This window comes from Pseudomonas sp. LjRoot277 (assembly GCF_964253845.1).
Taxonomy (GTDB): domain Bacteria; phylum Pseudomonadota; class Gammaproteobacteria; order Pseudomonadales; family Pseudomonadaceae; genus Aquipseudomonas.
On record NZ_CAXURI020000001.1, the window covers coordinates 3377645 to 3394966 of the forward strand.

At 56.6% G+C, this 17322-nt stretch carries 11 protein-coding genes; 5 read left to right on the forward strand and 6 right to left on the reverse strand.

Annotation, left to right across the window (positions count from 1 at the left end):
• Window positions 1-36 precede the first annotated feature (36 nt).
• From ACSQ87_RS16005 to ACSQ87_RS16015, 3 genes are all read right to left on the reverse strand, one after another.
• Complete coding sequence (locus tag ACSQ87_RS16005; protein ID WP_223431070.1) at window positions 37-3801, reverse strand: hypothetical protein; 3765 nt, start codon at window positions 3799-3801, stop codon at window positions 37-39.
• A gap of 274 nt (window positions 3802-4075) precedes the next feature.
• Complete coding sequence (locus ACSQ87_RS16010) at window positions 4076-5581, reverse strand: PhoPQ-activated protein PqaA family protein (protein ID WP_436273799.1); 1506 nt, start codon at window positions 5579-5581, stop codon at window positions 4076-4078.
• Between the two features lie 168 nt (window positions 5582-5749).
• Window positions 5750-6109, reverse strand: coding sequence for a response regulator (locus ACSQ87_RS16015; protein ID WP_223431068.1), 360 nt, complete (start codon window positions 6107-6109; stop codon window positions 5750-5752).
• Window positions 6110-6370: 261 nt separating this feature from the next.
• On the opposite strand from ACSQ87_RS16015, the gene ACSQ87_RS16020 reads away from it, so the two are divergent.
• From ACSQ87_RS16020 to ACSQ87_RS16040, 5 genes are all read left to right on the forward strand, one after another.
• Window positions 6371-9862 carry a response regulator gene (locus tag ACSQ87_RS16020; RefSeq protein WP_223431067.1) on the forward strand — a complete coding sequence of 1164 codons (3492 nt, stop codon included), beginning with the start codon at window positions 6371-6373 and terminating at the stop codon, window positions 9860-9862.
• The gene (locus tag ACSQ87_RS16025; protein ID WP_223431066.1) at window positions 9862-10695 is read left to right on the forward strand and encodes a CheR family methyltransferase; all 834 of its coding nucleotides are present in this window, start codon (window positions 9862-9864) and stop codon (window positions 10693-10695) included. Before ACSQ87_RS16020 ends, ACSQ87_RS16025 begins: the two co-directional genes overlap by 1 nt.
• Window positions 10692-11285, forward strand: coding sequence for a chemotaxis protein CheB (locus ACSQ87_RS16030; RefSeq protein WP_223431065.1), 594 nt, complete (start codon window positions 10692-10694; stop codon window positions 11283-11285). The genes ACSQ87_RS16025 and ACSQ87_RS16030 overlap by 4 nt, the downstream gene beginning before the upstream one ends.
• Window positions 11279-12460 carry a hybrid sensor histidine kinase/response regulator gene (locus tag ACSQ87_RS16035; protein WP_223431064.1) on the forward strand — a complete coding sequence of 394 codons (1182 nt, stop codon included), beginning with the start codon at window positions 11279-11281 and terminating at the stop codon, window positions 12458-12460. The genes ACSQ87_RS16030 and ACSQ87_RS16035 overlap by 7 nt, the downstream gene beginning before the upstream one ends.
• Window positions 12461-12537: 77 nt before the next feature.
• A complete protein-coding gene (locus ACSQ87_RS16040; RefSeq protein WP_008146959.1) occupies window positions 12538-12915 on the forward strand; it encodes a response regulator in 378 nt (125 codons plus the stop codon).
• 4 nt (window positions 12916-12919) lie between these two features.
• Here the strand turns inward: ACSQ87_RS16040 and ACSQ87_RS16045 are convergent, their stop codons facing one another.
• The 3 genes from ACSQ87_RS16045 to ACSQ87_RS16055 all read right to left on the reverse strand — a co-directional run bounded on the left by ACSQ87_RS16045 (window position 12920) and on the right by ACSQ87_RS16055 (window position 17261).
• Window positions 12920-14572 carry an ATP-binding protein gene (locus ACSQ87_RS16045; RefSeq protein ID WP_263288581.1) on the reverse strand — a complete coding sequence of 551 codons (1653 nt, stop codon included), beginning with the start codon at window positions 14570-14572 and terminating at the stop codon, window positions 12920-12922.
• Between the two features lie 14 nt (window positions 14573-14586).
• Window positions 14587-16089 (reverse strand): ATPase domain-containing protein, encoded by a 1503-nt coding sequence (locus tag ACSQ87_RS16050; RefSeq protein WP_223431062.1) that lies wholly within the window; start codon window positions 16087-16089, stop codon window positions 14587-14589.
• A 116-nt stretch (window positions 16090-16205) separates the two neighbouring features.
• A complete protein-coding gene (locus tag ACSQ87_RS16055; RefSeq protein ID WP_436273800.1) occupies window positions 16206-17261 on the reverse strand; it encodes a tetratricopeptide repeat protein in 1056 nt (351 codons plus the stop codon).
• Window positions 17262-17322 lie beyond the last annotated feature (61 nt).

Below are 17322 nucleotides of genomic sequence, written 5' to 3' on the forward strand. Positions count from 1 at the left end.
TCTGCCGCAGGCCTGTCCTGCGGCAGATCGTGTGGCTTAAACCGGATTCAACTTCACAACAACCTCCCATCCGATGTAACCGTTCTGGCTTCTTTCGAGCGCCTTCGACATCGTCTCAATGTTTCGCCGGTACGCAGCTGAATCTTTCGATAACTGGCTAAGCAGTGATGTGGTCAGTGCGAACGAATCCGCATTATTGAAAGCGTTGGCCTTGTCGATCAATTTCAGCGTACCCGGATCACGCAGGTGGCCGGATGCCAGGTTAATCAGCGGAGCAACATCCAGTCGTTGGTAGTTACCTTGGCGTCCAGAGATTGGATGGTGGGCATAGGAGTGATCCAGTGTGTTGGGGGCTCCATGAAACAACTCATGAACAATGTCATCGGCGAGTACATCATGGCTATAGCCTTCGGTACGGAACTGGCGATTGAAATTATGGCTATAGATGCGCATGAACTTCTTTTGGGCTGCTTCCTTCGGGGTTGCGCGTGCCCATTCTGCATATAAGTCCGGGTTCAGAGCTGCATAACTTTGCGACTCGGCGGTGTCCAGGATAAAGTTGTCGGGTGTGACGTTGGCAATATCTTTTTTTACTTCGTTCAGGTGATTCAGAACTTTGCGTCGACCTTGACTGGAGTTGTCACCCATCAGCAGTTTCACAATCTTCCCAGAGTCGGTATCAAGTGATGCGTCCGTCAAAACTCTGATAGCATCGTCGACCTTTGCTCTAGAGGCGGGTAACGCGTCCTTGAGCAGTTTACGGGTGTAGGATGCCGGCATCAGCTTATCCAGCTTGAGCATATGCCAGATTTTTGCTGGTTCGAAGTTGTTGAGCTTCGCTCCCCATGGCTGTCCGTGCCGGTTGAGTGCGTACCAATGGTCGTTCTGGCGTATACCCCAGACCCGGAAAAGGTCTTTCGAAGATTCCACGGGGCGCCAGGTTCCGATACGAATGATGTCTGGATCGCCGGCTCTGGCCAATTGCTCGAATTGAGTCTGACCTGTCAACCGGCGAAGATCGGAAGTCGCGTTTTCCAGGGCCGCAACACTCCCGTTAAAACCTTTGCGCAACAGTTTCGCGCCACCTATAAGCAAATCTGTAACGCCATCCAGCGGATTTAGCAAGCTGCTCACCAGGCCCAGGCCAGTCTTGGCCATGGCGCTGGCTTTCGTTGCAAGGGTCATGCTTCTGGCGGCGAGACTGGCTACCTTAGCGATGGCCCCGACCACCAACAGAAGTGTCATCGCAGCTTCCAGGGTGCAGGCAGCTACTCCTTGGAACTGTCGATCCAGATCGTCTGAACTGATGTCTTCGATGCATGATTTGAACGGTACGACAATATTGAGAAACGTATTCAACGCTTCTTCACGTTCTGCACGCAATGCCTCCAGCGGGGTTTGCCCCCAACATTCGTTTACCAACTCATCGTAGGTTGCGATTGGCCGGTGTTTGAGCACGAAGTTCACGAGCGGGTCGAATTCACTTGAATAGAAACTTTGGTAATAGCCTTTGCTTTCAATGTTCGAAGGCAGGCGTGTCGCTGATAGTTCGCCGATTTTTTCAATGACACCACGACTGGTATTGACGAGGCCAGGTGTGACTCCATGGGTGTAGCACTCGATGTCCGTGGGCAGTTGATGCACCGGTGCCGGGTGGGAGTGGTTTTTTCCACTACTGGGGGGGCTTGTATGTAACAGCTTCTCCCTTTCGATCAGCTCGGCCAGTTCGGTGTTTTCGCGGCAGACTCCGTGCAAGGTGAACAGCTCATAACAACTCAGTCGTCCTTCGAAGTAGGTACACATCACCACGCCGTAACGACCGGTCGCCTGCTCTTTGTCTTTCTGACTCTCCATGGGAACCCGATTCGTCACTTTCAGTATGGCGTCAAGGGTTGACGATATTGGATTCATGGGGGGGCGGGTGATCGGATGAAGCGTGGCGACTGAAGGCCGTACAGAGAATATCGTCACCTGTCCGCGCAGCAGTCGCGCCCGATCAGGAAGCGGCAAGGATGAAAGGGCCAGTTTCAGATGCGTACTCATGGCCTGCACATGTGACACATAGTTTCGATTGAATTGACGGTAAAACTCTCCATCCGGAGAAATCAGATTGGGGAGCATCTTGGGGAACGCTTTATAAATACTCTCTCCATGCTTCAAGTCCCAATCACCTGTCTGCAGGTCGTTGGACATGTGCAGTTCTACAGGGGATATAAGAAACAGTTTGGCATAGGCGTCTGCCAGTAATCGATTGTTCGTTTGGTGAAGGACGTCATCTTCAAGATAGGTGCATCCCTTGGCGACTTGCTTGAGGATGTCCAGGGCGACGCTCTTGCGGGTCGGCAAGGGGCGAGACAACGTTTCAGCCGTTTCAGCAAAGGTTTTCGCATGGCGGGCGTAAGCGGCTACTGCCACTTCAAGCGAATCCTTGGCCGACCGGTTCACTTCATTATGGGTGACGATACCGTTGAGCAACGCCCAGTCGATCACTGGATCCACAGCAGCCAAGGCATTGAGTGCCTGTTGCGACTCGGTGACTGAGTTGGACTTCATCAGGTGTTGTATTTGCGCATGGGTCATTGCGCGCGACGATCCCGGTGAAATGATTTCCTGTACCGCGATGGTCCGGCAGTAATCAACCCATTGCGGGGTGCCTAATAGCAGAGTAGGCGGCAAGTCCTTGACCAGGAACTCCGGCGCGGTGCCGGCCAACAATAAATGCGAGGCCAGTGCCGCGTTGTGTTCAGTGATTCGGTGGTTATTGATCAGATGTCTTTCGAATTCCGTTTGAACACTGGCGAAAGACTTCTCTATGTGTTGGGCCGCATAGAGGTCAAAACCGGCCACTTGATTACGCGGCTCTTGCTCCCCGACCATCGGATGGAGATCCAGCAGTAGCGCGGTCAAAAGTATTTGCTGGAGAGACTCATCCGATAAGGGCTGATTATCTTGCGCACCATACCAATCCAGGTCCCGTACAAAACTGTTTGCCCAGATTAGAGCAATGGAGCTGGAAACAAGTGTTTTCAGATAATACTCCGCATCAGATCGTTTGAAGGGCGTGGATCGTCCACCCAGAATAGTGTCTGACAGATGTTCCAATAATGACGCGCCCTTGGTGTGTTCCTTGATAAGTGCTTGAAGCCGGCTGCACTGTGCTGATGACATGGTGAGCGGATTGTTTTCCCCGACCTTTACCATTTCCCAATAATTGCCGAATGGCGGACTGACGGGATGTCGCTGTTCCAGGAAGGCAATCAGGTTCTGGGCATCGATGACCGTCCGAGGGAGGAGGTAACGATGGAATCTCAACCATTGAGTCATGCTGACTTGGTCATCAAGGGTGACGACGTCACCGGTCAATTGCGCCATTTCAACCAATACAACAAGATCATCGTTCAGATCCGGAACCAGCTTGAATGCATCCTCGAAACTCTGGGTTCTGCCTGCGTGGTGTGCCTTGATCTGACCATTAGCGGTTACTTCAAACCGTGAATCTTCGGACAGCCGGAGTTTCATCAAAAGGTTTTTGAAAGAGGCTTTTTCGACCATGTTTCGCAACATGACTCTTGCGGGCTGGAGAGCTTCTTCTAGCGATGAGCCAGACTCCAGGGAGATGAAGGCACCTTCCAGGGTGACTTCCTTGGAATGACTGTGGTCTTGCGCTCGACGCTTTAATTTGTCGAGAAATTCCAGGCGTTCTATATTGTCTTTTTGGCTGTTGTGATCTTGGGGCGGGATATAAACAGAAGGTCTGGATAAGTGTCTTTGAAAGGTGTTAACTGTATTTATAGTGCTCATGGTAAATTCATCTATTTCTGGGTTGTATGTTTGAGGTATCCTCTTTTAATGTTTGAGTGATAGCAAGTTGGCGTATGTAAGTGTGTGTTGCATTTGTGTGAAAATAATGACGGCTTTAGTTGGCTGTTATGTTGTTCTGGTGTAAAGATCTCTTCGCTATAACTGGCAAGAGGACAGGTGGTTTGTTACATTTTTAAATTATGCTTTTGACTTTAACAGTCAAGAAAACACGACAACCCCACAGAGCAAAAGAGTGAGATTGTCGCGTCTTGATTTACTGACCCTGGGTGCCGGGTAGCGTTCTGCAAAACGCCTCATCGGCGGGTGGCGCCTGATTCGGATACGTATCCGGAAGCACCTTGACCATCGTCGTTTCGACAACGCCGTCCGCGTACTCAGCTTCGAAGAACTCTGCGCTCCAACCCACCTTGGGAGCGCGGAGAGTCGTCTGGACGTCCATTGAGGCCGGCAACTGTGCTGCGGTATAGCGCACGCCGCAGTTGTACCTGAAGTCCCGGGCCTTCGGGTTGTGGGCTGTCCACTGGGTCATCCTGATCGGCATTTCGGACAAGGTCAGGTGCAACTGGGTCGATGTGGCGTCCAGGCGCTGTTCCTGTGCCTTTAACCTCGGTGCGGTGTTGCCGGTCTGCCGCCGCTTGATATAAGGAATCAGGTTCGCTTCAACAAACGCCCGCACATCGTGGGCGGAATTGGGAATGACCCGAAGTGTGTTGTCACCCGGCAGGTCTGGAAAATACTGGCGTGAAGCATCCGGGATGAAGAAGTCATCGCCACTGGCGTTGACAATGTATTTCGGGATCTTCAGGCGGTCGATGTAGCCGGACAGATTCCGATAGGTCATCGGATCTTCGACCTGCATCAGCTTCTTGAACGGCTCGCTCTTGCGTTGGGCTATCACGCCTTGCAAGTAGTAGTCGACGTACGCCAGTGGCCAGTTACCGCCGTAGGCCAGATACGTCTGGTCGAACACTTTGTCCGTGTTCAAGACGTCGATGACAAACGGCACGATGCTATCGACGCGTGAGTCCGCAAGGGCGGACAGCCATACCGCCCAACCGCGTTTCGACGCGCCGGTGGCAAGAAAACTCACCACCTGACCTGGCTGCGTTTCCTTTTGGGCCAGGTCCATGGCCTTGACCAGCGATTCCATCATTGGCACATGCAGCGACATAAAGGGCTGTTGTTCCGGGGCCTGCATGAATAGTTTCCAGCTGTGAGCAACGCTGCCATCTTCTGTGCGCGGCACGCCGTCATCGCTGTAGGTCAAGTACTGGTTGGGGACATTGCTGACAGCCACTACGATCAAACCGGTTTGCCGGGCAATGTTGAGCAGTGTTTGCTGCGAAAAGTTGTTGGGTGCTCCCGGAGACTCACCGGGCAAAGGGTTGTTGACGCCGTCGTTGGCGACCAACACGGCACGCGTACCCTTGACGTTGTCGGGAATGTACAGATCGACTCCATGGGTCCAGTTTGCCGGGGCGATTTGACCGCCCTGGTCCCAGGACTGTGACGTCAGCTCGAAGCGGCGGATGTTGACGCCGGGCTGTTGCTCTTGTCCCTTACTGATGTAGCGCAGCGGTTGCGTCGCTTGGGCTTTGCGATAGCAGCTCAACACTTCGCTGAACGCCTGTCCGCTCTGTTCAAAGCAGTGCTGGGGATTGTCGGAAGAGGCTGACTGGCAGCCATATCCGGCGCTGAGCATCAGCAATAATCCGCTAATTTTCAAATAACGTGCGTAGCGTTCGGTTCGACTCGGCATGGACTCGGTTCCTTATGAGTGGGAATTACCGGTCCAATCAAACGCCAGGCGGGAGGCCATTTCTACTGTCAGAGTTGACAGGTCGGAGCCCAAAAACGCCGAAAAATGCGACCTTACGTCGGTTTATGCAGAAAAGTGGAGAGGGCCAAGAGCCCCGGTTCAACTGTCTCAGCTCAGCATGCCTTTAACCTTGTCGCGCAACTGATCAATGGAAAACGGTTTACCGATCACGTGCATGCCTGCTGGCACATCAATGCTTTCGGCATAGCCGCTGGCAAACAGGATCGGCAGCTCGGGGCGCAGCATCCGCGCCTGGGTGGCCAATTCACGGCCGTCCATCACCGGCAAACCAACGTCTGTCATCATCAAATCGATGTACTGATCTTCATCATTGAGAAACTCCAGCGCCTGTTCGCTGCCATCGGCCTCGAGCACCTTGAATTCGAGTTCCTCCAGCACATCTACAATCAGCATGCGCACGATGGCGTCGTCTTCGACTACAAGGATGATGGACGCGGTGGCGGACATAGTGGGGTTCTCGGAGGTTGAATTCGCGGTTGTCGGTCGATCGAAATCGCCGGGCTCTTGCTTGAGTAAGTGACGGAACCCGACAAGTTCCCACGCGGTAGAAAAAAGAATAGCCGTACACGTGTTGGCAAGGATAACCGCTCCCTTGCGCTGGAGCAGTGGAATGTAGGATTTTGCTGGAAAAGGTGTCAGAAAATTGGATCAATCCGGCGCTTTTGGGGCAAACTCCTTGGTTTTCAACAGTTCGACAAGGGCTCCCCCATGACATCCGCGTCTTCGGTTGATGAGCAACGATTCCGTAAACTCCTGAGCCGCAACGTCAGCCTGCCGTTGGGTGTCGGCGTGCTCAGTGCAGTGTTCTTTGTTTCGCTGATCACTTACCTGCTGTCGGTGATTCAGTGGGTCGAGCACACCGACCGGGTGATCAGTAACGCCAATGAATCGATCAAGCTGACTGTCGATCTGGAAACCGGTATGCGCGGCTTCCTGCTCACTGGCGACGAGCACTTCCTTGAACCCTACGAAACGGCCAAGCCGCGAATCGCAGTCGCCCTAAATACCTTGATCGAACTGACCGCGGACAACCCGGTGCAAACCGACCGCCTGCACCGGCTCCAGGCCTTGCAGAATGAGTGGGCCACTTACGCGCAGACAATCATTGAATTGCAGCGATCCAGCGGCGATTACCGCAGCGTGGTCAAGGCCGGGCGCGGCAAGCGGCTGACCGATGAGATCCGCAAGCAATTCGAAGATGTGATCGACATGGAGCAGCAGTTACGCGCCACGCGTAACGAGGAAGTGCGCCGCACCACGATCTGGAGCATCAGCCTTTACCTGTTGTTCATCGCCGGGATCAGCGCATTGCTGGCCTACATTGGCCGTCGGGATTTGCTCAACCTTTCGCAAAGTTACAGCGCCAACCTCGCCGGACAACAGGCCAGCGCTCGTCGCCTGGAACAGCAGGCCTGGCTGCGCAATGGCCAGACCGAACTGGCCGAACAAGTGCTGGGGCAACTGTCGCTTAATCTGCTGGGGCGCAACATTCTGCAGTTCTGCGCGCAGTACCTGGGCACCGCCGTAGCAGCCATTTATGTCCGTGAAGAACACGGCGGTCTCAAGCGCATTGCCTCTTACGGTTTCTCCCGCGAGCAGGAAGCGCGCGAACAGCAGATTTACAGCGATGAAGGCATTGTCGGCCAGGTAGCGAACCAGGCTCGCTTGATTCGTCTCGATGACGTACCGAGCGATTACTTCAAGGTCAGCTCCGGCCTGGGCGAAGGTCTGCCGCATAGCGTGCTGGTGGTGCCGACCAGTGACGACGATCGCGTCAACGGTGTGATCGAACTGGGCTTCCTGCGCCCGCTGACGGACCGCGATGTCGAATTGCTTGAGCTGATTGCCGGCAACATCGGCACGTCCATCGAGGCCGCTCGCTATCGTCAGCGCCTGCAGGAAGTACTGGCCGAAACCCAGCAGCTCAATGAAGAGCTGCAGGTTCAGCAAGAAGAACTCAAGAGCGCCAACGAAGAACTGGAAGAGCAGTCGCGGATTCTCAAGGAGTCTCAGGCGCATCTGGAGACCCAGCAGGTCGAGCTTGAACAAACCAATGAGCAGCTCGCCGAACAGGCGCAGATCCTGGCGGAGCAGCGCGACGCCATGGACCTGAAGAACACCGAGCTCAATCAGGCCCAGACTCAACTCGAAGAACGCGCCGAAGAGTTGCAGCGCTCGAGCAAGTACAAGTCTGAATTCCTCGCCAACATGTCCCACGAGTTGCGCACGCCGCTGAACAGCTCATTGATCCTGGCCAGTTTGCTGGCGGAAAACCCCCAGGAAAACCTCAGCGCCGAGCAGGTCAAGTTTGCCGAGTCGATTTACTCCGCCGGCAATGATTTGCTCAACTTGATCAACGATATTCTCGACATTTCCAAGGTCGAGGCCGGTAAGCTTGAAATGCGACCGGAGAACACCAGCGTTGCGCGTCTGGTGGATGGCTTGCGCGGGATGTTCCAGCCATTGGCTGCAGACAAGAAACTGGATTTCCAGGTCGAGGTGCAGGCCGGTGCGCCGATGATGATCTTCACCGATCGCCAACGTCTGGAGCAGGTCATCAAGAACCTGCTGTCCAACGCGGTGAAATTCACCGAAAAAGGCACGGTCAGCCTGACGGTCGCCAGTCAGCCCAGCGACGGTATCGCCTTTATCATTCGCGATTCAGGGATTGGCATTGCCGCGGATCAGCAGGACAGCATTTTCGAAGCCTTCCGCCAGGCCGATGGCACCACCAATCGCCGTTACGGCGGCACCGGCCTGGGCTTGTCGATTTCCCGTGACCTGGCGACCTTGCTCGGCGGTTCAATCAGTGTCACCAGCGAGCCGGGGCAGGGCAGTGTGTTTACGCTGGTTTTGCCGCAGCAATACGTCGAACCGGGCGAGGAACCTGTCGAGCCGATGAGAGCCACGCCGGTTGCCATTACACCTAGAGTGACGCCCGCCGCGCTGGTGCCGTTGATCGCCGAAGTTGAAATTCCGCGTTTCGACGACGATCGCACCAAGGCGCCATTCGCCACCCGCTGCATTCTGGTGGTGGAAGACGAGCCGAACTTCGCCAATATCCTTTACGACCTGGCGCATGAGCTGGGTTATCAGTGCCTGGTGGCGCACGGGGCGGACGAGGGTTACGACTTGGCCAGGGAGTTCATCCCGGACGCCATTCTGCTGGACATGCGCTTACCGGATCATTCCGGGCTGACCGTATTGCAACGCCTGAAGGAACACGCTGAAACCCGGCACATTCCGGTGCATGTGATTTCGGTGGAAGACCGTGTCGAAGCCGCGATGCACATGGGCGCCATCGGTTATGCGGTAAAGCCGACTACCCGCGAAGAACTCAAGGACGTGTTTGCCCGCCTTGAGGCCAAGCTGACCCAGAAAGTCAAACGCGTCCTGCTGGTCGAAGACGATGATCTGCAGCGCGACAGCATTGCCCGGCTGATCGGCGACGATGACATCGAGATCACTGCCGTTGGCCTGGCACAAGATGCCCTGGACCTGCTGCGCACGACGATTTTCGATTGCATGATCATCGACCTGAAGCTGCCGGACATGCTCGGCAACGACCTGCTCAAGCGCATGTCCATGGAAGATATCTGCTCGTTCCCGCCGGTGATCGTCTACACCGGGCGCAACCTGACTCGGGACGAAGAGGCCGACCTGCGCAAGTATTCGCGCTCGATCATCATCAAGGGCGCGCGCTCGCCCGAGCGTTTGCTGGATGAGGTGACACTCTTTCTGCACAAAGTCGAATCCGGGTTGTCCCATGAACGCCAGAGGATGCTCAAGACCGCGCGCAGTCGCGACAAGGTTTTCGAGGGTCGCAAGGTGCTGCTGGTGGACGACGATGTACGCAACATCTTCGCCCTCACCAGTGCCCTGGAGCAAAAGGGTGCAGTCGTGGTCATCGGCCGGAACGGCCGTGAAGCGATTGAAAGACTGAATGAAGTCGAGGATATCGATCTGGTATTGATGGACGTGATGATGCCGGAGATGGATGGTTTCGAAGCCACCATCGAGATCCGCAAGGACCCGCGCTGGCGCAAGCTGCCAATCATTGCGGTGACGGCCAAAGCCATGAAGGACGATCAGGAGCGCTGCTTGCAAGCGGGCTCCAATGATTACCTGGCCAAGCCCATTGACCTGGATCGCCTGTTCTCGCTGATTCGCGTGTGGTTACCAAAAATGGAACGCATTTAGTGGAACGCAATTTTTCAGTGGAGCGAAATAGCGAAATCGAAATTCGCTTGTTGATCGAGGCGATCTACCTCAAATACAGCTATGACTTTCGCGACTACTCCGGCGCTTCGATCAAGCGCCGGGTCAATCACGCGTTGAGCCAGTTCGAGTGCACGACCATTTCAGCATTGCAGGAAAAGGTCCTGCACGACCCGACGGCGTTCATGCAGTTGCTGCAACTGCTGACGATCCCGGTCAGCGAAATGTTCCGCGACCCTTCGCATTTCCTCGCGATCCGCAAGGAAGTGGTGCCGCTGCTCAAGACTTACCCCTCGATCAAGATCTGGATCGCCGGTTGCAGCACGGGTGAAGAGGTCTATTCGATGGCCATTCTGCTGCGCGAAGAAGGCTTGCTCGATCGCACCATCATCTACGCCACCGACATCAACCCGCACTCGCTGGACAAAGCCAAGCAAGGGATTTTCTCCATGGAGAATGTCCGCGCCTACACTCATAACTACCAGCAGGCAGGTGGCCAGCGTTCGTTCGCCGACTACTACACGGCGGCCTACGGCTACGCCATTTTCGACAAGACGCTGTGTGAGAACGTGACCTTCGCCGATCACAGCCTGGCAACTGACAGTGTCTTTTCAGAAACTCAGTTGATTTCGTGTCGTAATGTTTTGATTTACTTCAATAAAAATCTTCAGAATCGCGCTTTCGGTTTGTTCCATGAATCGCTTTGTCATCGAGGATTTTTGGTGCTGGGCAGCAAGGAAACCCTGGATTTTTCGGCCTACGGCAATCAGTTCGAGCCGTTGGTGAAACAAGAACGGATTTACCGCAAATCATGAACAGTGCAGCGGTTTTGCCTTCCATAGAGGCTATCGTGATCGGCGCTTCGGCCGGCGGTGTGGAGGCGTTGCTGAGCATCCTCAGTCCACTGCGAAAAGGCTTCAAGTTGCCGATCATCGTGGTATTGCACCTGCCGGACGAACGTCGAAGCTATCTGACCGAGGTGTTCGCACGGCGAGTAGCCATGCCTGTACTGGAAGCCCGCGACAAGACGCTGGTCGAAGCCGGAACGTTGTATTTCGCGGCACCGGGTTATCACTTGTCGGTGGAGCAGGACCGCAGTTTTTCCTTGAGCCTGGAAGCCCGCGTGCATTATTCGCGACCGGCCATCGATTACCTGTTCGAGTCGGCCGCTGATGCCTACGGTTCAGCCCTGGCGGCGGTGTTGTTGACCGGCGCCAACCGCGATGGCGCCCGCGGCCTGGCCCAGGTCAAGCGCCGTGGCGGCATGACCATCGTCCAGGACCCGGACGAAGCCCAGGTCGCGACCATGCCCCAGGCGGCGCTTGATATACACCAGCCGGACCACATTCTCCCTATACGCGGCATCGGCCGTCTGCTTGTCGAGCTGGAACGAATCGCATGCTAAGTACTGTCCAGGCCAAATTGCTGATCGTCGACGATCTGCCGGAGAACTTGTTGGCGCTTGAAGCGCTGATCAAGCGCGAAGACCGTATCGTCTACAAAGCCTTGTCCGCCGACGAAGCCTTGTCGCTGTTGCTGCAACACGAGTTCGCCATGGCCATTCTCGACGTGCAGATGCCTGGCATGAACGGCTTCGAACTGGCCGAGCTGATGCGCGGCACGGAAAAGACCAAGAACATCCCGATTGTCTTCGTCAGTGCGGCCGGTCGTGAGCTGAACTACGCGTTCAAGGGCTATGAAAGCGGCGCTGTGGATTTCCTCTACAAGCCGCTGGATATCCACGCGGTCAAGAGCAAGGTCAACGTGTTCGTCGAACTGTATCGCCAAAGTAAGGCGATGAAACAGCAGGTCGAAGAGTTGGAGCAAAGCCGCCGCGAGCAGGAAGCGCTGCTCAAGCAGTTACAGAGTACCCAGCTGGAACTGGAGCAAGCGGTGCGCATGCGCGATGACTTCATGTCCATCGTCGCCCACGAAGTCCGCACGCCGCTCAATGGGCTGATCCTCGAAACCCAGTTGCGCAAGATGCACCTGGCCCGGGATAACGCCGCGGCGTTCACCCTGGACAAGATGCACGCGATGGTCGATCGCGACGAGCGGCAGATCAAAAGCCTGATCCGTTTGATCGAAGACATGCTCGATGTGTCGCGCATTCGTACCGGCAAGTTGTCGATCCGACCGACGCGCTTCGATTTGTCGGCGCTGGTTCGCGGCTTGTTGCAGAATTTTGCACCGCAGATCGATGCTGCCGAGTCCTCGGTCACCCTGGAGGCCGAGCAACCGGTGGTGGGCAGCTGGGACGAATTTCGTGTTGAACAGGTGATTTCCAACCTGCTGACCAATGCTTTGCGCTACGGCGCCAAGAGTCCGATCACCGTTAAGGTGTACAGTGAGAGCGGTCAGGCTCGGGTGGAAGTGCGTGATCTCGGGATCGGTATCGGCGAAGAGAACCAGAAGCGTATTTTTCAGCAGTTCGAACGCGTCACGGCCAAACACGCTGTCGCGGGGTTGGGTCTGGGATTGTTTATTTCCGAGCAGATTGTGGCCGCCCATGGCGGTTCCATTACCGTCGAAAGCCGGATTGGCGAAGGCGCCTTGTTTCGCGTTTGTCTGCCGCTGTAGGAAAACAGCCAGATAAACGCAACCTCTGATCGACCCCACGGTCGTATCAGCAGCTATTGACCGAACAAAGGCTTCCCATGAGTGAAGATGCACAAGACGTCGTATTGATCGTCGAAGATGACCCCTCGATTCTGATGGTGCTGTCGGCCTATCTGTCGGGTGAGGGCTACCGGGTATTGCAGGCCGAAAACGGCGAGCAGGCCTTCGAGATTCTGTCGAGCAAACCGCACCTGGACATGATGATCACCGACTTTCGCCTGCCGGGCGGAATCTCCGGCGTCCAGATCGCTGAACCTGCCGTGAAGTTGCGACCGGAGCTCAAGGTGATCTTTATCAGCGGTTATCCGCAGGAAATCCGCGAGACGGACAGCCCGATCACCCGTAAAGCGCCGATCCTGGCCAAGCCGTTCGATCTGGATGTACTGCAAGAACTAATGCAGGAAATGCTCTCGTAAGCACTCAGACGCGGATCATCTCCCGCACCTTCGCTGTCAGCAGGTCGAAGGTGAACGGCTTGGTGATCATCTGCATGCCAGGATCCAGAAAACCGCCGCGCACCGCCGCGTGTTCGGCATAGCCGGTGATGAACAACACCTTCAGATCAGGCCGGTATTGCCGGCCGATTTCCGCCAGTTGCCGGCCATTCATGCCGGGCAACCCTACGTCGCTGATCAACAGATCGATACGCTGCCCGGAATCGAGAATCGGCACCGCGCTGTCGGCATTGCCAGCCTCAACGAAGGCATAGCCCAGATCGCTCAACACCGTACTGACCAACACCCGTACCGCCGGATCGTCCTCGACGATCAGCACCGTTTCGCCATTCCGTGCGAACGGAGCGTGCTGGACGTCCACCGGGCTGTCCTGAGGCATGTCACCGCCGAATCGGGGGAGAAACAGACTCACCGTGGTGCCTTCGCCCACTTCACTGCGAATGGCGACGTGGCCGTGCGATTGTTTGCTGAAACCATAAATCATCGACAATCCAAGGCCTGTGCCCTGGCCGATGGGTTTGGTGGTAAAGAACGGGTCAAAGGCCCGGTTGATGGTGCTTTTCGGCATGCCACACCCGGTGTCCGTGACGCTCAGCACCACGTAATCACCCGGTTGAAGGTTGCTCTGGGCCTCGGTGAAACCAATGTCCAGATGCTGATTGCTGGTTTTCACCACCAGTTTGCCGCCATCGGGCATCGCATCCCGAGCATTGAGCACCAGATTGAGCAGGGCGCTTTCCAGTTGATTGGGATCGGCCTCGGCCACCCAGAGTTGCTCATCCAGCTGCATGTCCAGCTGAATGCTTTCGTTGATGCTGCGCTGAAGCAATTCGCCCATGGAGACCACCAGGGTATTCATCTCAACGGGTTTGGAGTCCAGCGACTGACGCCGGGAGAACGCCAGCAGACGGTGGGTCAGGGCCGCCGCGCGGTTGGCTGAGGTCACGCCCAGGTCGATCAGACTGTCCAGATCGTCGGTGCGCCCACGGGCCAGACGTCGGCGCAGCAGCTCCAGGCTGCCGATGATGCCGGTCAGCATATTGTTGAAGTCGTGGGCAATACCGCCGGTGAGCTGGCCGACCGCTTCCATCTTCTGCGATTGGCGCAGGGCTTCTTCATTGTGTCGTAGCTGCGCGGTGCGTTCCTCGACCTGCTGCTCGAGGGTTTCGAGGGTATTTTGCAGTCGCAGTTCGCTTTGACTCAGATCGATCAGCCGGTCCCTGGCTTCGTACTGTCGTCGACGGCCGCGCAACGCGGTGGTCACCAGGCTGATCAACGTGACCGGGTGAAAGGGACGCTCAAGAAAGGTCACATTCCCCAGTTGTGGGCCGTAGCGCGACGCCGGGTTTTGCTCCGGGCCGCCATGGTAGGTCATCAATACGATCGGGAGGTCCGACCAGGCCGGTTGTTGCTCGATCAGGCCGAGCAGCGGTTCAAGATCACCGTCCAACAAGGCCTCGGAGGAGATCAGCAGCAAGCCTGCCCCTTGCTCCAGCTCGCGGCACAACGCCACCAGGTCCCGAGTAATCACCCCGTCGTAACCCGCTTCATTGAGCATCATCAGCGCAATCTGGCTGTCGCGACCCAGCGGCGCGAGAATGATCGCGCGCTCGGACATCGCTTCCTGGGCAATCACGGGCTTTGTTCCTCAAGCAAGGGGTTGCTGGCACCCAGATAGGTCGGGACACCGCGCAACACCCCCTGAAATGCATCCAGCGGTTCACCAATGGTCATGCCCTGAGCGCTGATGCGGTATTCACGAATGGTCGATTCATGGCTGCCGGTGCGTTTCTTGATGATCGAGATCGCCCGACGAACCTTGCCCAGTGCCTCGAAGTAACGTAGCAGAATGACCGTGTCGGCCAGATAGGTGATGTCCACGGGGGCTTGCATGTCACCGACCAGTCCATGCTGGGCGACGGTCATGAAGGTCGCGGCACCCTGGCGATTGAGGTACAGCAGCAACTCGTGCATGTGCAGTACCAAGGCGTTTTCTTCGGGCATCGCCGCCTGATAGCCATTGATGCTGTCGATCACCACGGTCTTGATATCGCCCTCATCGACACAGCGACGAACCCGGTGGGAAAACTCTCCGGGGGACAACTCGGCCGCGTCCACTTGCTCGATCAGCAGGTTGCCGGTGTCTTGCAGCGTCTTGAGGTCAATACCGATGTTCTTCATGCGCTCGAACAGCAAACCGAGCTCTTCATCGAAAATAAACAGTGCGGCTTTTTCGCCACGGGCCACGGCGGCAGCGGCGAAGATCATCGAGATCAGCGATTTGCCGGTACCGGCCGGACCGAGGATCAACGTGCTGGAGCCGGTCTCGATCCCGCCGCCGAGCAGGGCGTCCATGGCCTTGATGCCGCTGGACAATTGCTGACGGATATAGCGACCACGATGCTCGGCGGCCACCAGACGCGGAAATACATGCACTCCGTCACCCATGATGGTGAAGTCGTGAAATCCGCCTCGGTACTTCTGGCCACGGTATTTCACCACACGGATCCGCCGCCGCTCGGCGCCATAGTTGGGGGTCAGTTCCTCAAGGCGAATGACGCCGTGGGCCACACTGTGCACGGTTTTGTCGAGGGACTCGGTGGTCAGGTCGTCCAGCAACACCACCGTGGCGTCATAGCGCACGAAGTAATGTTTGATCGCGAGGATCTGGCGACGGTAGCGCAGTGAACTTTGGGCCAGCAGGCGGATCTCGGAAAGACTGTCGAGCACCACGCGGGTCGGCTTGACCCGCTCGACCACTTCGAAAATCTGCTTGGTGGCTTCGCCCAGTTCAAGGTCCGAGGAATACAACAAGCTCTGCTGATGCTCGGCATTGAGCAGGCTTTCCGGGGGCGTCAGCTCGAAGATGTGGATATTCTCATCCAGTTCCCAGCCGTGGGACAACGCTCCCTGTCGCAGCTCTCGCTCGGTTTCCGACAGCGTGATGTACAACGAGCGTTCGCCGGCTCGGGCGCCGGCCAACAGGAAATGCAAAGCGACGGTGGTTTTGCCGGTTCCGGGTTCACCCTCCAGTAAAAACACATGCCCGCGGGACAGACCACCGGCCAGGATGTCATCCAGGCCTTCGATGCCGGTGGCGGCTTTTGCACTGATCAACTCGTTTGATGTAGACAAAAAATGCCCTCTCATGACTAGGGGAAGCGAGGCAGCAGGCCGTAAGTGCCTGAATGGACTGCCTGTTCTCTTGACCCTTGGCCGAGACGACGAGTTCAACGAAATTTTTGCTGTTGTTAAAGCCCTTGCTGCAAGGCAGGGTCGTCGGGATTGAGTTGTTCAAGTTGCGCCAGCAGAATCTGCACGTTCTGTAGCTGGCCGCTTTCTTTCCAGTAATTGATCAACAATACCCGGGCTCTCCGGTCGGCCGGGTGCCGCTGGACGATCTCCTGCAACTGTTTCTGCGCCGCTTCCAGCTCCTGTTCATCGTGAAGCGTGGTGGCCAGGTCGTAGCGGTAATCCTTGTTGTCCGGCTCCAGCTCCACGGCTTTGGAAAGGCCGAGCAGGGCGAACTCACTTTGCCCGTGATGCAACAGCCAGAGCCCCAAGGCATGTTGCAGGTAGGCCGAGTCGGGCTGAGCCTTCAGCTGCTTGGCCAACAGTTGTCGGGCAGCATCGTTTTGGCCCAGGCGATCCAGCACGTCGATTTGCATCACCAGCGCGGGCAGGTTGCCGGGCGCAAGACGCAAGGTGTTCTGCAGTGCCTGCTGAGCCTCTTTCAATTCGGCATTGTGCAGATGCAGCCGAGCCAGTTGATATTGGTTGTCGGCGCTTTCCGGCTGACTCTTCAGATCCTGCTCCCAGGCATCAATGGTTTGCTCCAGCGGCCCGAAGTACAAGCCGAGATCGTCCGGCGACAGCCCCAGCAGGGCGTTCACGGCGGCATAGCGGACGCGCTGCTCGCCGTCATCGAGTAACGGGCCCAGCAGCAGACTGCGCTGACCGCTGGGAACAAGGCCGCTGATGCTTTTGATCGCCGCAATGCGCACATCTGGCGATTCATGCTGCAAGTCCGCGTCCGCCAGTTTCAGGGCCACGGAACTGGGGTAGTTGGGCAGTTCGGCATGCAACCAGACGCGGCGTTTGGGCGATATGTCGGGGCGACCCAATTGCTGGTAGAGGACTCGCGCTGCTCCTGGTTGGCCTGCGCGCGCCTGATTCAGCGCCTCGCTGTAGCCGCGCTTGATCGCCTCCGGCACGGCGGGGGTTGTACTGCGCAAGAAAAACCAGGCAATGCCGATGGCAAACAGGACGCAGAGGCTGATGAGCAGGTAGCGGCGAGACTGGGGCATGCAAGAATCCGGGAGCTGGCAAGCTGTTGCAAAGGTGCCAGCTTCGGTCAGGCAGGGCTGT

Excerpts from the sequence above, each read along its gene's own strand:
- ACSQ87_RS16015 (WP_223431068.1), bottom strand. The coding sequence starts at position 6,109 with ATGTCCGCCACCGCGTCCATCATCCTTGTAGTCGAAGACGACGCCATC.
- ACSQ87_RS16020 (WP_223431067.1), top strand. The coding sequence starts at position 6,371 with ATGACATCCGCGTCTTCGGTTGATGAGCAACGATTCCGTAAACTCCTG.
- ACSQ87_RS16040 (WP_008146959.1), top strand. The coding sequence starts at position 12,538 with ATGAGTGAAGATGCACAAGACGTCGTATTGATCGTCGAAGATGACCCC.
- ACSQ87_RS16045 (WP_263288581.1), bottom strand. The coding sequence starts at position 14,572 with ATGTCCGAGCGCGCGATCATTCTCGCGCCGCTGGGTCGCGACAGCCAG.
- ACSQ87_RS16035 (WP_223431064.1), top strand. The coding sequence starts at position 11,279 with ATGCTAAGTACTGTCCAGGCCAAATTGCTGATCGTCGACGATCTGCCG.
- ACSQ87_RS16005 (WP_223431070.1), bottom strand. The coding sequence starts at position 3,801 with ATGAGCACTATAAATACAGTTAACACCTTTCAAAGACACTTATCCAGA.
- ACSQ87_RS16010 (WP_436273799.1), bottom strand. The coding sequence starts at position 5,581 with ATGCCGAGTCGAACCGAACGCTACGCACGTTATTTGAAAATTAGCGGA.
- ACSQ87_RS16055 (WP_436273800.1), bottom strand. The coding sequence starts at position 17,261 with ATGCCCCAGTCTCGCCGCTACCTGCTCATCAGCCTCTGCGTCCTGTTT.
- ACSQ87_RS16030 (WP_223431065.1), top strand. The coding sequence starts at position 10,692 with ATGAACAGTGCAGCGGTTTTGCCTTCCATAGAGGCTATCGTGATCGGC.